Origin of the sequence: Halomonas sp. H2, assembly GCF_050215315.1 — a bacterium.
Taxonomy (GTDB): domain Bacteria; phylum Pseudomonadota; class Gammaproteobacteria; order Pseudomonadales; family Halomonadaceae; genus Vreelandella.
The window spans coordinates 3,490,884-3,503,249 of the sequence record NZ_CP189760.1 but is presented as its reverse complement, the minus strand read 5'-3'; the positions used below and the strand labels follow the sequence as shown (position 1 = coordinate 3,503,249).

Sequence of the window (12,366 nt, the reverse complement as noted above, 5' to 3'; positions counted from 1 at the left end):
GCGGAGATTAGCGAATACTCAGCGCGTGTTCAATGATAAATAACGCGTGGCTGGATGGCGATCAATCATTGTCGCGCTCGGCATCATCAGAAGGTGACAGAAGCGCTAGCAGTGCTTTGGCATCGTCAGGCGTTGCCATCACAAACTGCTTTTCCAGTGCTCGATAGTGGGTAAGTACTTGTTTGCCCATCTCTGTTAGGTGTGCTCCACCTCGTGCATTTCCACCGGAACTTGTGACTACCAGCGGTGATAAAAAGTAGCCGTTCATAGTTTCGAGCAGTTGCCAGGCTTTTTTATAACTCATGTTCAGCGCGCGGCCCGCCGCAGAAATTGAGCCGGTTTGATCAATCATTTCCAACAGGTCAGCCTTACCAGGGCCAATTACCACGTCGTGGTTTAACGCTAAGCGCAACTGGAAGGTAGGGGAAGGGTGATGGGTGCGTGTCATTATTGAACTCTGCTGATGACTATGTGCGTATCAGTTTAGCAACGATACAGTCCCCAACGCTTACCATTTAGTGGTTGGCGAAGAAGCGTTCCCAGCCTAGGTTAACAAGGCTTTGGCCTTCTTCTAACAGCGTTGAAGGTTGCTCCAACGTGGTGCGCTTATCCATTTTGACGCTCTTTTTTGGTGCTCAAGACCGTTATTGGCTAACAATCTCAAGGCTTAAGTTATTGTGTCGACAAAGAAACGTGGTTTTTCACCATTTTGGCGCACTCCTTGCATTTCAAGTTGAAATATTGACCAACTGGAAGCGATAGCGCCATGACTCTGTGTGAACTTGCGACACCTGCCGCTAGCTCAGGCCATCGCTTTGATGGCGAGCGCTACTGGGCGGCATCGCTGGGGCTGCGTTTTGCTAACCGTGAGGACACAACCCGATTGGTGCAGGCTCGTCACCAAGGGCCGCTAAGAGTACAGCGGCCGTTTTACCCAGAAGGCAGCACGGAAGCTTGCCATGTGTACGTGCTGCATCCACCCGGTGGTTTAGTCAGTGGCGATGCCCTGACGATTCGCGCCCACATCGAGGGTGATGCTCATGCGCTGCTCACCACCCCAGCGGCTAACAAGCTTTATAAAGCTGACAGTCAGGGCGTTGCCTGGAACCAACAGACTGAGCTTAACGTGGAAGATGGCGGCATCCTTGAGTGGCTTCCTCAAGAAACGATCGCCTTTGATGGCTCCAAAGGCGCTCAGCGAACGCATATTGCGTTGCATGGCAGTGCCCGTTGCCTGGGCTGGGAAATCATGGCGCTGGGCCGCCCCGCCAGTGAACTTCCCTATGTAACAGGCCGCATTGAGCAGCACTTTCGTTTAACCCTAGATGGCAAGCCGCTGTGGCTTGAACGCCAACCGTTGGATCCTGCACATCCGCGTTTTAACGGGCGCTGGGGGCAGGGGGGCGCCACGGTGCAAGCCACGCTATGGGCGGTGGGCTTTGAAGATGCCGGTGTGGCGATTGATGAGCTACGCGAAGCGCTGCCGGATAACCCGCGCTGGGCGGTTACCGTTCGCCAGGGCGTGCTGTTATTACGTTATCTCGGAAACTCACGCAATGAAGCCTGGACGCTGTGTGAGCAGGCGTGGCATGTTCTGCGCCCGCACTGGATCGCTCGTGTCGCCCACACACCGCGCATTTGGTTAACCTAAACGTTGTGCAGCAGATGCTAAATAAGTTATTTGTACTAATGCAAATGAAAACCTTTTGCATTAAAATGGTGGTCTGTGACCTGCACCGAGATGCACCATGCTGCTCAACGTCTTATCCTCTTCCTATTGGCTGCTGATCTTACGCATCCTGGCCGCGACGCTTGGCGGCTATATCGTTGCTGCACTGTTCTCGGTGGCAGCGCTTGGCTTACCGCTAGATATAATGATGTCTCTGCGTATCGGCATGATGGGAAGCTTCATTATTTGGGCGGGCGTGGCGATCTGGTCGTTTATCACGCCGAGTTTGATACGTCTTTGGGGGACTATCGGTCTAGCCATTGGCGGCCTTCTAGTGGTGGCTAACTATGGCGTCCACTAAGCGCAGCGTGAGGCGTAATATGGCCCAGCTGCACACATGGTGCGGCTTGTTGGCTGCTTGGCTGCTATTTGCCGTTTTTCTGACGGGCACTCTGAGTTACTTCAAAGAGAGTATCTCGTTGTGGATGCAGCCCGAACTTCCGAGTGTCGCCACGAATGCTGAGTGGGACAATCGACGCCTAGCGGATTACTGGCAGCACTATCTTACTGAACATGCTTCCTCAGCGAGAAGCTGGCAGATCACCTTCCCTAATGAGCGCGAGGCGGTTTCGACAGCCGTCTGGTTTGGGCAGGATGGGAGAGAGCGATCGATACTTGACCCAACCACTCTGACGTTGGTTACCCCGCGAGAAACGCGTGGGGGGGATTTTTTCTATCGATTCCATTTCCAATTGCATCATCTGCCCGCCATCTATGGCCGCTGGATCATTGGTATCGCCACCATGATGATGTTCGTGGCAATCATTAGCGGCGTGATAACCCATAAAAAAATCCTGCGCGACTTTTTTGCTTTCCGGCCCCAAAAGGGCGCGCGCAGTTGGCTTGATGCGCACAATGCATTTTCGGTGTTAGCGCTACCTTTTCAGTTAATGATTACCTACACCGGCTTGATAACACTCATGTCGCTCTATATGCCTTGGGGAGTAGAGCGCGCGTTTCCCGATGCTGACGCGCGTCGCCAAGCGACCAGTGAGCTGCATGCCTTTCCACTCTCCGGCCCGGCTGCGGGGCAGCCTGCAGCGTTATATGCCCTTAGCGAAATGGTCGGTGATGCGGAGGCGCATTGGCAGAAGCCGGTGCAGTCCTTAAGGATTAGCCACCCGGGGGATGCAGGTGCGCGTGCCGTGGTTTGGCAAAGTACCCACGAGGCGTTATCCGCGCACCGCCCACAACGTATCTATGCGGCCAGTTCGGGCGCATTGTTAGCAGAGACTCAGCCGCAACGCATTGATGAACAAGCACACGGCATTATGGTGGGGTTACATGCCGGCCGTTTTGCCGACTGGGGCATGCGCTGGATCTATTTTGCGTTAGGGGTTGCTGGGTGTGGCATGGTGGCAACTGGGCTACTGCTGTGGACATCAAAGCGTAAGCATAAGAAGGGCGGCGTAGTGGGGATGTGGTGTGTCGAGCGGCTTAATATAGCCACGTTGGCTGGCATGCCGATTGCCGTATTGGCCTTTTTCGCCAGCAATCGACTTTTACCGATGGCGCTTAGTGGGCGCGCCCAATGGGAAATCCATTTTTTCTTTGCCGCCTGGCTGCTGGCGCTGCTACACGCTGCCTTAAGACGCTCGGCCTCGCAGGCGTGGCGGGAGCAGTTAATTCTGATCGTTATCTTGTTGCTGTGCCTGCCAATACTCAATCTCTTGGTGCCTTCCTATCGTGTTTTAGGTGAGCTGGCCGCAGGTAATTGGCAGCGTGTCAGCGTTGACCTGATCTGCTTGGTCAGCGCGCTGATCATCGTCTGGCAGATGAGGCGAGCCGCTAAAAAAACGCTTCCGCGTGTACCACCTATTCAGGTGGCGTCATGATGCTGATCACGCTGCTAGCACTCGGTACGCTGGGTTTTGCATTAATTGCGCTGTCGGACAGCCGCCACCGGCGCCGTTGTGGCCTTAAGCCTTCTCAACAAAAACCTTGGCTCTGGGCGGGCGGCGCGATACTCGGTTGGCCGCTTTGGTTGGCGATGGAAACCTGGAGCACTGGGCTGGCAATAACGCTATGGCTGGGCTGTCTTAGTATCTCGGCGGGAGTGGTATTTCTTGGTTTGGCGATGTTTGAGCGCTTTATCCAGCAGCGGTAGTTATCCCCGCCGCTGGCGATTTAATAAATAAACCAAATAGACGCCGCCCAGCCCGGCCGTTAAAACCCCGACGGGTAACGCCCCAGACGGTAATGAGTACTGAGCCGCTAAGTCTGCCGCTAACAGGAGCAGGGCTCCAACCACGCCCGCTGCTAAGGGGAGAGGTCCCGGTTTTCGCCACAGACGTAACGCCAACTGGGGGGCGGCAAGTGACACAAACGCAATCGGCCCTACCGTCGCGACCGCGCCACCTGCTAGAAAAGCCCCCATTAAGGCACTTAATAAGCGTGAGGTTGCCAGATTAACGCCGAGGCTTTTGGCGACGGGGTCGCCAAGCGCCATCAGACGCAGCCGGGGAGCTATCAGCACAACACCGGGCAGTAACAGCAAACACAGGCCAAGCATTGGCCAAAGATCGTGCCACTGGCGTCCTGCTACGCTACCGCTAAGCCAAATCATCGCGTCTCGCGCTTGCTCTTGGCCCAGCCAGGTCAAATTTAGCTGCACACCTGCTAGAGCCAAGGCATTGATAGCGATGCCAGCAATAATCATTGAAGAGGGGTGGCGAAAACCACGCCCAGAGCCGCTATAGACCGCCAGTGTGCCGATGATCGCACCTAGTGCGGCTCCTGTCGTGGTAGACATAATGCCCACCAACCAGCTGCTTGCCAGCAGTGCTCCCAGGCTAGCGCTGGCAGTAAGGCCGATAATATCGGGACTGCCTAACGGGTTGCGGGTGATGCCTTGAAACAGAGTGTAGTGGTCAACTAATTCCGGACAGCACGTTAAGTTTTTCCTCGGCTGCCACGAGCGATATACCACCGTTGAAGGCATGAGGACGCTGTCGGTTGTAATAGCCCATCAGGTAGTCACCGATATCCTGACGCGCTTTGTGCAGCACCGTATAGCCCTGCGCGGGCACCCATTCCGTTTTCAGGCTGCGGAACAGGCGCTCCATCGGGGCGTTGTCCCAGCAGTTGCCACGACGCCTCATGCTTTGCTGCATGCGATAACGCCATAGCCGTTGGCGGAACGACCGGCTGGCATATTGGCTACCCTGATCTGAGTGGAACATGACGTCGTCTGGTTTACCGCGCGCAACCCAGGCATGATCCAGCGCCCTGATGACCAGCGACGTGTCGGGATGCCGTGACATGGCCCAGCCCACCACTCGTCGTGCATACAGATCCATGACGACCGCCAGATAGCTCCATTGTTGTCCTGTCCAGATATAAGTGATATCGCCACAACAGGCGCGATCGGGGCGGCTAAAAGAGAGCGGTAGCCTTTTTTAGTATGTCTTTCTCCTGCTCCAGCCGCTGGCAGCGGGCTTCCAACTCCTGAATACGCTGCTGTTCCGGCGTTAATGCTTTGGTAGTTGGCGTGATGCCACCCCACTCTTTTTCCAGCTGTTGTGCCCATCGTCGAAGCGCCGTTTCGCCCACATCCAGCGAGCGGCTGGCAGCAGCTAATGAATAGCCTTGATCCAGCACCAGGCTAGATCCATTTGCACTCGCGCTGCATCTCAACACAGACGGCGTCGATCAGCTCAACCTCGAAGCCGGTGATGCTGCCGCCGGGCTGGTTGGTACTGGTAAGGCACATAGGGCACGTCCACACCAATCCTCAGCGGGCGTTCATCCCCCATGGCGGGAGACGTCGAAAGCGCCGCCGCGATTAGCAGACCTAATGGTTTGGAAACATGCATGGCAATACACCTCTTGTAATTGTGTGATGCAGTGATAAATGCACAGCCAGTTTTCTGGCGACGTTGGATCCAGTCGCGATGACTGGAATGAGATCAAGAAGAGGGCGGCGAAGGCGAGGTTGCCAGCTCTCCCAGGGTGATCGAATGCAGTGGCGGGCGAACCCGGTAATACCCCACCTCGTTCATGGAAGTGCCTAGGCGGTTGGCCAGCAGCCGGCTGACGCTTTCACCGCACAAACGCCCCTGGCATGGGCCCATGCCGCAGCGGGTGAAAGCCTTGAGCTGGCCGGGGCCTGCTGCACCCTGACCTATGGCACCGTTGAGCTCACCAAGCGAGACAGACTCGCAACGGCACACCTGGGTGCTTTCGGGTTGGGCGGCGTGCCAGCCCGAAGGCACCCGGAATAGCTTCTCGAGCAGCACTCGAGCATTCAGATCGTGGGTACGCGCACACTGAAGGTTCGAGCGTTCAATGGCCACCGACTCGCCTTTGGCTTCGAGAATCGATAGGGCTGCGAGATAGCCTTCGCGTTCGGCATTGAGCGCTCCGCCAATGCTGGCACTATCGCCAGCCAGCCAGATTCCCGGCTCGGCGAGCAGGGAATCAGTGTCGCGCTCGGGAGCGAAGGCCTGCTGACCATCGCGCCAGGCAAACGTCAGTCCCAGGCCGCGGCCCAGCTGGGGCTCTGGCACTACACCGAAGTGAGTCAAAAGTAGCGGCGTTTCGACGCGCCGCCAGCGCCCGGAAAGGCGATAGCGCACCGCCTTTACATGGCTCTCACCCTCTGCCTCTAATGCTTCGAGCCCATACTTGATCGTGACGCCAGCTCGTCGCAGAGTTCCCAGCATCCTGAGGCCCTTGAGCAGATAATGTCGGGCGTGCCAGACGCCTCCCGGCTGGCGAAGCAGTGCCGGATAGCTAGAGCGTGACGCCACATCGAGGATAAGTTGCGGCGGACAACCAGCGCGCAGGTACTGCCAGGCCAGCAGGTAGAGCAAAGGACCTGTGCCGACCAGCACTGGTGGCGTTTCGGGCACTAGGTGTCGGATTCCGTGTGATTGACTACACGCTTGGTCAATCGCTTTGGCCACTTGGCCTACCATTTCTTCATCTGTAGTGGTGGCTATCCAAAGCGGCCAGAACAGCATCCCTGCTGTGGTTGCAGGCAGCCACTCCCTGCTCAATAGTGCCCCCGCCGCGGCCAGCAGGCCGAATAGAAGCCGCCAGAGCCGGTGTAGGTATAGAGCCTCGGATGATTAATTACACTGGGCCCGATATCTACATTAGCCAGGCCAGCAGCAGCGGCAGGTAAAGCAGCGAAAGCAGGGTCGAGCAGAACACCAGACTGGCGACATACTCCGGTCCACGCCGTGCCTTCTGGGCGAACAGGTAGTTGAACACCGCCACCGGCATGCTCATCTGCAGCACCACGATGCTGTGGGCCAGCGGTGGCAGACCGAGCAGCGCACCGATGCCCCAGGCCAGCGCCGCGGCGACCGGAATGCGCAGCAGGCTGAAGCCGATGCCGGAACGCAGGCTCTTTACCTGAATGTTGGCCAGCGAGACGCCCAGGGTGATCAGCATCAGGGGTACGGTAAAGCCCGAGATCAGCTCGACGCTGTTGGAAAGCCAGCGGGGCAGAGCGGTGCCAGTCAGCAGCAGGGTCAGCGACAGCAGGATGGCGTAGACGGTCGGCGTGCGCGCCAGGGTACGCAGCGGGTTGTCGCTACTACTGGCCATCACCGAACCCAGGGTGAACTGGAACAGCGAGACGGTGACCATTACCGTGATGCCGTAAGCGAAGCCGGCGCTGCCGAAGGCATAGAGCACGACCGGCAGGCCCATGTTGCCGGTGTTGGGATACATGGTCGGGGCCAGCAGCACCCGCCAATCTTGGCGAAGCAGGCGTGCCAGGGGCCAGGTCATCGCCGCCATGGTGCAGATCACCAGCGCCGTGGCCAGCATGGTGCGGCCGAAGTTGCCGGCCTCGATCTCGGCACCGGAGAGTGAGGCGATCACCAGCGCCGGCGTGCCGATATTGAAGACTAGCCGAGTAACGAACTCTACCGGGTAGGGTTGGCCGAGGCGAACCCAGAAAAAGCCTAGGCCCGCCCCGGCCAGTACCGGGGCCATCACGGCGAAGAGTTCGGCAAGCATGCAGGCGCCTCAGAGTAGTGAAGGGCCCGCCATTGTCTGGAATCGGCACCGAGTTTGGCAAGGCGGTGTTTCTAGGGGGGGGGGATGCCACGTCGTTAGCACTGCCTGGCGCATCAAGCCAGGCGTCCAGGTGGCGGGGGCGTTGGCCATGGAGGTAGAGCAGGGTGTTCGCCAGCGGCCGAGTTGATCAGCGTTACTGCTCAAAAATTTGGTGTGGTGATAAAGCATCCTTCATAAACCAAACGGGCCAAAGGTCAAAAATGTCCGAAATCCGGACACCCCAAAATCACGGTGTGTGCCAGCTTGTGCCAGGCCGGAAGGCGAAGGGCGGCGTTAATTGGTGCAAAAAGCCGCCGCCGGAAAAGATAAACCCATAAAATTTATGGCGTATTATGCTGATATATATAAGTTTTTGCGTTTCTAGGGTTTATGGAAGCCGGCGGCGCAGGTTAGAAGATGGTGCCGCCGAACCGGCCTCCGAAGCCGAGAGTCGCAGGTTTAAATCCTGCCTAGGGCGCGCCACCATTTCAAGGGCTTACGTTAACGCGTAAGCCCTTTTCTTTTGCGTGTGCCCATCTTGTGCCCCCTTTGCTCAATTCTCACGCTTTGGTTTACTCCTTTTTAATGACCAGCGGCTTTTTCAGGGCACAATGTTGGGCACGTCATTATCGGGTCATGCCCATCCACTCCGCTAATTGCTGGTTGGCCTTTAGTCGTTGGCGTTGTAGTAAGGCGCTATTAAACAACATATCGAGGGAAGCCTTTGAGTTGGCAAGAGGAAGCGCAACGGCAGCCTCGTCACGAAATTGCTGCTGTATTGTCCTGTCATCGTTCAGGTAGCGCCACCATTGCAAAATATCTTGTCTGGCATTCTGCATAACGCCAGCGCTCGGACTTTGCTTGATTAACTTTTGCGGTGGTGCCAGCTTCTATGCTGTGGTTGCTGGTAGGTAGAGATGATGAAATAGAGCGGAACGACTGGGAGGCGTAGGTTCCGCTATACATGACAGCGCTAGCTTTCGTTTAAGCGCACTGGAACACGGCTTAAATGGTTATTATCGTTAGCGATCTTTTGCAGCAGAGAAAGCAACATCTGTTGTTCCCCGGCGTTAAGCGGCGCTAGGATATCACTTTGAACCTCTTCAACAGCAGGCTCTACGGCTTCTCGTAACGCCTCTCCTTCCTTGGTTAGTTTCACCACCATGGAACGACGATCTTCAGGGTTACGGTGCCGGGTAATGAGGCCGCGCTCCTCTAATTTCCGAACCACGACTGCGATGGTGTTGCGATCCAACGCCGTATAGCCACCTAGGGTGATTTGGTCACTGACTCCCATCTCTTCAAGCGCAGAAAGGATAATATATTGCAGTTGGGTAAGGTTGAACGCCTCGCACTTGCGCAGAAAAATAGCCACGCTAATTTGGTGGCAGCGTCTTAAAAGATTGCCAGGCAAGTCAAAAGCTTCAGATAGCGGTGATCGAGTCATGTGGGGTCTTATTAATTAAAGGGTCAAAATACGCTGTGACCATAGCAGAAGTTGCTGTGATAGGCACTGGTCGCCATGATGCTGGCCAGTGCCTCTCATCGATAAAGAGTAAGCAGGAGGTAACGGCTAGGCTTAACCGAAAACGTTAACGAGCCAAGGGTTAAAGATGACCGCCAATATAACGAGGCAGGCCGCTATGATGAACGGAAAGATCCACTTCGTAATGCGAGGCAAGCTAACGTTGCTGATAGCGGAGGCAACATAAAGCCCTGCACCAACCGGGGGCGTTAATAGCCCCAGGCTTAGAGTCATACAGGTGACGATGCCAAAATGGATGGGATCAATACCATAACTTTGCTGCGCCACCGGGAGCAAAATAGGTACTAGGATGATCAGCGCGGCGATGCCATCAAGCACCATGCCCACTACCATCAGCATCACAAACACCAGCAGCATAAATACCAGCGGGCTGTCGGTGGTGCCTTGCATTAGCCCGGCTACTTGCTGAGGAATCTGGTTATACACCAGTACCCAGCCAAAGGCTTTTGCAGCGACAATCAGAAATAGCACAATGGCGGTATTGCGCGCTGTTCGGCTTAAAACGCCAGGTAATTGCCTCCACTTAAGCTCTCGAAAGAAGAGGGCGCCTATAACCACCGCCATTAGCGTCGCAGCTGCCGCAGACTCAGTCGGCGTCACTATGCCAAACGCGATACCGCCCACAATGACGATGGGAATGCTAAGTGTGAGCAGTGCGCCACGAGTCGCACGCCATAGAGGCGTGCGTTTCTGATCAACGCTTCCTTTCTTACGCGCGCGACGCGCCATGATCGCGATCAAACCGCTGATCAGTATAAACAGCAGTAGTCCTGGAAGAATGCCCCCCATGAACATGGCTCCAATCGACACTTGAGCAATGACGCCATAGATAATAAACACCATTGACGGCGGAATAATCGGCCCCAGCAGGCCAGCACCTGCCGTCAACGCAGCGGCGAATCCCTTGTCGTAACCATCACGCTCCAATTCGGGGGTCATTACCCGGCTCATAATAGCGATCTGTGCCGTCGCTGAACCCATAATAGAGGCGAGCATCAAGTTCGAGGTGAGGGATACATAGGCAATGCTGTGAGGAATCCACGCAAACCAGGCACGTGTGGCGGTGATAATGCGACGTGTAATGCCGCCCTCATTCATGATTTCGCCTAAAAGAATAAACAGCGGAATCGCCAGCAGATCAAATACCTCTAGCGAGCCAAAAATAACCTGGGGTAGGTTTTCAAATAGACGGTAGTTGCCGGAAGTGATCACGAAGGTAAGTGTTGAAGCCAGGAGGACAAAGGCAATTGGCATTCCAAGTAGCATCAACACAATAAAAGCCGCAAGCGTCATAGGGTCACTCCTCGTCGTTGGCTAGGACGAAACTCGCTCGCGAGCGATCAAAAAGTCTAGCGATGAGGTGAAAAATCGATGTGGCGCAGAAAAGCGGCACGATGAGATAGAAGTGCCACTTGGGCCAATCGAGCGTAATAGCGATGTCGTAGTGGATCGAAGGTGACCGCAGCCAAGTGATGGCGTACCACAGTACAGTAGCCAGTACCGTCAGGCAGACCAGCTCGGTAAGCCAATAACAAACTCGCTGCACCGCTTTAGGCAGTATCGCAATCAGCATGGTCAAACGTACGTGCTGGTCATTATGTATGGTGATAGAGATGGCGAGAAACGCCATCCAAATCAGAATATATACGGCTAGCTCATTGGCAAAAAAGAGCGGGCTGTTGAGTATGTAGCGAGCGAAGACATTAGCAATAAGCAACACACTAAAAGCGACCATTAGTACGTTGCAGAGCAACTGTTCAACCCTGGCTAGCTGGCGGCTCGCCCTGGTGAGCCAGGTGTCTTGGGGGAAATGCATCAGGGGTACGCCTCTTTGGTTCGGGACGCAGAAGCGCCCCGGCGCGCTTTATTCAGCGTTAAGGAGTTCGCTAGACTGTTGCTGGAATGCTTGAATAAGCGGATGTTCGCCAAAGCGCTCAGCGAACGCTTGGTTAGCCGTGCTGAAGGCGCTTTCAGCGCTTTCTAGCGTATACACATTAATGCGGTCTTCGAGCATGGTGAGATTACGCTCTTCCGCCTCTATTTGTGCCTCGATCCCCCAAGCCAGCGCATCCCCCATGGCGGCGTCTATCAATTGGCGCTCTTCATCAGAAAGCGAGGCGCGCGTTGCTTGGCTCATTACCGACACAGCAGGGAAGGCCATGTGATTGGTCAGCGTGAGGTGTTCGGCAACCTCGTAAAAGCCAGACCCCACTAAAGCATCAAGATCGATATCCACGCCATCTAGCATACCGTTCTGTAGACCTTGATAAACATCCGGCAAACTGATCGGCATTGGTCGAGCGTCGACCGCTCGCCACCAAGCGTTCATAGCTGAAAAGGGAATAATGCGCATATTTTTGCCAGCAACATCCGCTGCACTTTCTATCTGATTGTCACGCATCAAAATGTGACGCATGCCAGCAAATGTGTAGCCAAAAGCGTGAAGACCTTTGTCTTCTAAATTCCTAAGCATCTGCTGGGCTGCGTCGGTATCAGCCACCTCGGCCGCTTGGGCCACGCTATTAAATAGAAACGGCGTAAACCAACCAACCACCGATGGTTCGCGTTGGCTAGTTAACGCGGCCGTCATAATCCCCATGTCGAGTAAGCCGGTTTCCATTTGCGAGAACATCGCCGACTCATCACCCATTTGGCCAGAAGGAAATAGCGCTACGGTCATTTCACCGTCGCTGCGCTCGGCAACCTCGTCGGCAAATCGTTCAGCAGTTTGCGTCCAGATATGCTGTGGTGGAGTGATCAAGCCCAGGCGAAGTTCCTTGGCCAGGAGTGGTGTGCTAACGGCGAAAAGAGCGGCCGAGAGCAGCGTTATGCTAAGGGTATGGCGGCGTGAAGCGTGTGAGGTGATTATCATTGTTAACTCTCTTGTCAGTTGTCGCAGGGGAGTGCGCTGGCCGCGTGTTGACCAAGGTTGATTCTTAAGGGTATCTGTTTTAGATATGCGTCATTGTTGTGATGATCACAATAATGATCAATTATCCAAAGGTCGATAGTGAGACAGAATTCGATATCGCAACAAAACCCTGTGTCACTGGAGTTCTCGCCATAGGGCAACGGGTTT

Annotated in this window: 16 protein-coding genes, 1 tRNA gene and 1 pseudogene; 6 read left to right on the top strand and 12 right to left on the bottom strand. The window is 55.4% G+C overall.

What is annotated here, in order from left to right; genetic code table 11:
- Nucleotides 1-61 precede the first annotated feature (61 nt).
- Nucleotides 62-448, bottom strand: coding sequence for a winged helix-turn-helix domain-containing protein (locus ACQE2I_RS16220; protein ID WP_125752717.1), 387 nt, complete (start codon nt 446-448; stop codon nt 62-64).
- Nucleotides 449-766: 318 nt separating this feature from the next.
- Here ACQE2I_RS16220 and ACQE2I_RS16215 point away from each other — a divergent pair, with 318 nt between their 5' ends.
- The 4 genes from ACQE2I_RS16215 (at nt 767) to ACQE2I_RS16200 (ending at nt 3,836) form a co-directional block, all read left to right on the top strand.
- Nucleotides 767-1,651 (top strand): urease accessory protein UreD, encoded by an 885-nt coding sequence (locus tag ACQE2I_RS16215; RefSeq protein ID WP_427029080.1) that lies wholly within the window; start codon nt 767-769, stop codon nt 1,649-1,651.
- 97 nt (nt 1,652-1,748) lie between these two features.
- Nucleotides 1,749-2,030, top strand: a complete 282-nt coding sequence (locus tag ACQE2I_RS16210; RefSeq protein WP_427029079.1) for a DUF3649 domain-containing protein — start codon at nt 1,749-1,751, stop codon at nt 2,028-2,030.
- Nucleotides 2,031-2,049: 19 nt separating this feature from the next.
- Nucleotides 2,050-3,564, top strand: coding sequence for a PepSY-associated TM helix domain-containing protein (locus ACQE2I_RS16205; RefSeq protein WP_427029078.1), 1,515 nt, complete (start codon nt 2,050-2,052; stop codon nt 3,562-3,564).
- On the top strand, nt 3,561-3,836 hold the full coding sequence (locus ACQE2I_RS16200; RefSeq protein WP_268763283.1) for a DUF3325 family protein: 276 nt from the start codon (nt 3,561-3,563) through the stop codon (nt 3,834-3,836). The genes ACQE2I_RS16205 and ACQE2I_RS16200 overlap by 4 nt, the downstream gene beginning before the upstream one ends.
- Here the strand turns inward: ACQE2I_RS16200 and ACQE2I_RS16195 are convergent, their stop codons facing one another.
- From ACQE2I_RS16195 to ACQE2I_RS16170, 6 genes and pseudogenes are all read right to left on the bottom strand, one after another.
- A complete protein-coding gene (locus tag ACQE2I_RS16195) occupies nt 3,837-4,670 on the bottom strand; it encodes a FecCD family ABC transporter permease (RefSeq protein WP_427029077.1) in 834 nt (277 codons plus the stop codon).
- Nucleotides 4,600-5,103: pseudogene (locus ACQE2I_RS16190) on the bottom strand (IS3 family transposase); the annotation flags it as partial. The gene ACQE2I_RS16195 and the pseudogene ACQE2I_RS16190, both read right to left, overlap by 71 nt.
- 1 nt (nt 5,104) lies before the next feature.
- A complete protein-coding gene (locus tag ACQE2I_RS16185; RefSeq protein WP_427029076.1) occupies nt 5,105-5,329 on the bottom strand; it encodes a transposase in 225 nt (74 codons plus the stop codon).
- Between the two features lie 56 nt (nt 5,330-5,385).
- Nucleotides 5,386-5,544 (bottom strand): hypothetical protein, encoded by a 159-nt coding sequence (locus tag ACQE2I_RS16180; RefSeq protein WP_427029075.1) that lies wholly within the window; start codon nt 5,542-5,544, stop codon nt 5,386-5,388.
- 93 nt (nt 5,545-5,637) lie between these two features.
- Complete coding sequence (locus ACQE2I_RS16175; protein WP_427029074.1) at nt 5,638-6,729, bottom strand: (2Fe-2S)-binding protein; 1,092 nt, start codon at nt 6,727-6,729, stop codon at nt 5,638-5,640.
- A 94-nt stretch (nt 6,730-6,823) separates the two neighbouring features.
- Complete coding sequence (locus tag ACQE2I_RS16170; protein ID WP_427029073.1) at nt 6,824-7,702, bottom strand: AEC family transporter; 879 nt, start codon at nt 7,700-7,702, stop codon at nt 6,824-6,826.
- On the opposite strand from ACQE2I_RS16170, the gene ACQE2I_RS16165 reads away from it, so the two are divergent.
- Nucleotides 7,701-7,889, top strand: a complete 189-nt coding sequence (locus tag ACQE2I_RS16165) for a hypothetical protein (protein WP_427029072.1) — start codon at nt 7,701-7,703, stop codon at nt 7,887-7,889. The genes ACQE2I_RS16170 and ACQE2I_RS16165 overlap by 2 nt on opposite strands.
- 254 nt (nt 7,890-8,143) lie before the next feature.
- Nucleotides 8,144-8,227: transfer RNA gene (locus ACQE2I_RS16160), tRNA-Leu, on the top strand.
- A gap of 140 nt (nt 8,228-8,367) precedes the next feature.
- Here the strand turns inward: ACQE2I_RS16160 and ACQE2I_RS16155 are convergent.
- From ACQE2I_RS16155 to ACQE2I_RS16135, 5 genes are all read right to left on the bottom strand, one after another.
- A complete protein-coding gene (locus tag ACQE2I_RS16155; protein ID WP_427029071.1) occupies nt 8,368-8,580 on the bottom strand; it encodes a hypothetical protein in 213 nt (70 codons plus the stop codon).
- 134 nt (nt 8,581-8,714) lie between these two features.
- Nucleotides 8,715-9,188, bottom strand: coding sequence for a MarR family winged helix-turn-helix transcriptional regulator (locus ACQE2I_RS16150; RefSeq protein ID WP_427029070.1), 474 nt, complete (start codon nt 9,186-9,188; stop codon nt 8,715-8,717).
- A gap of 132 nt (nt 9,189-9,320) precedes the next feature.
- On the bottom strand, nt 9,321-10,580 hold the full coding sequence (locus ACQE2I_RS16145; RefSeq protein WP_427029069.1) for a TRAP transporter large permease: 1,260 nt from the start codon (nt 10,578-10,580) through the stop codon (nt 9,321-9,323).
- Between the two features lie 4 nt (nt 10,581-10,584).
- Nucleotides 10,585-11,103 carry a TRAP transporter small permease gene (locus ACQE2I_RS16140; RefSeq protein WP_427029068.1) on the bottom strand — a complete coding sequence of 173 codons (519 nt, stop codon included), beginning with the start codon at nt 11,101-11,103 and terminating at the stop codon, nt 10,585-10,587.
- A gap of 48 nt (nt 11,104-11,151) precedes the next feature.
- On the bottom strand, nt 11,152-12,159 hold the full coding sequence (locus ACQE2I_RS16135) for a TRAP transporter substrate-binding protein (protein WP_427029067.1): 1,008 nt from the start codon (nt 12,157-12,159) through the stop codon (nt 11,152-11,154).
- Nucleotides 12,160-12,366: the final 207 nt, after the last annotated feature.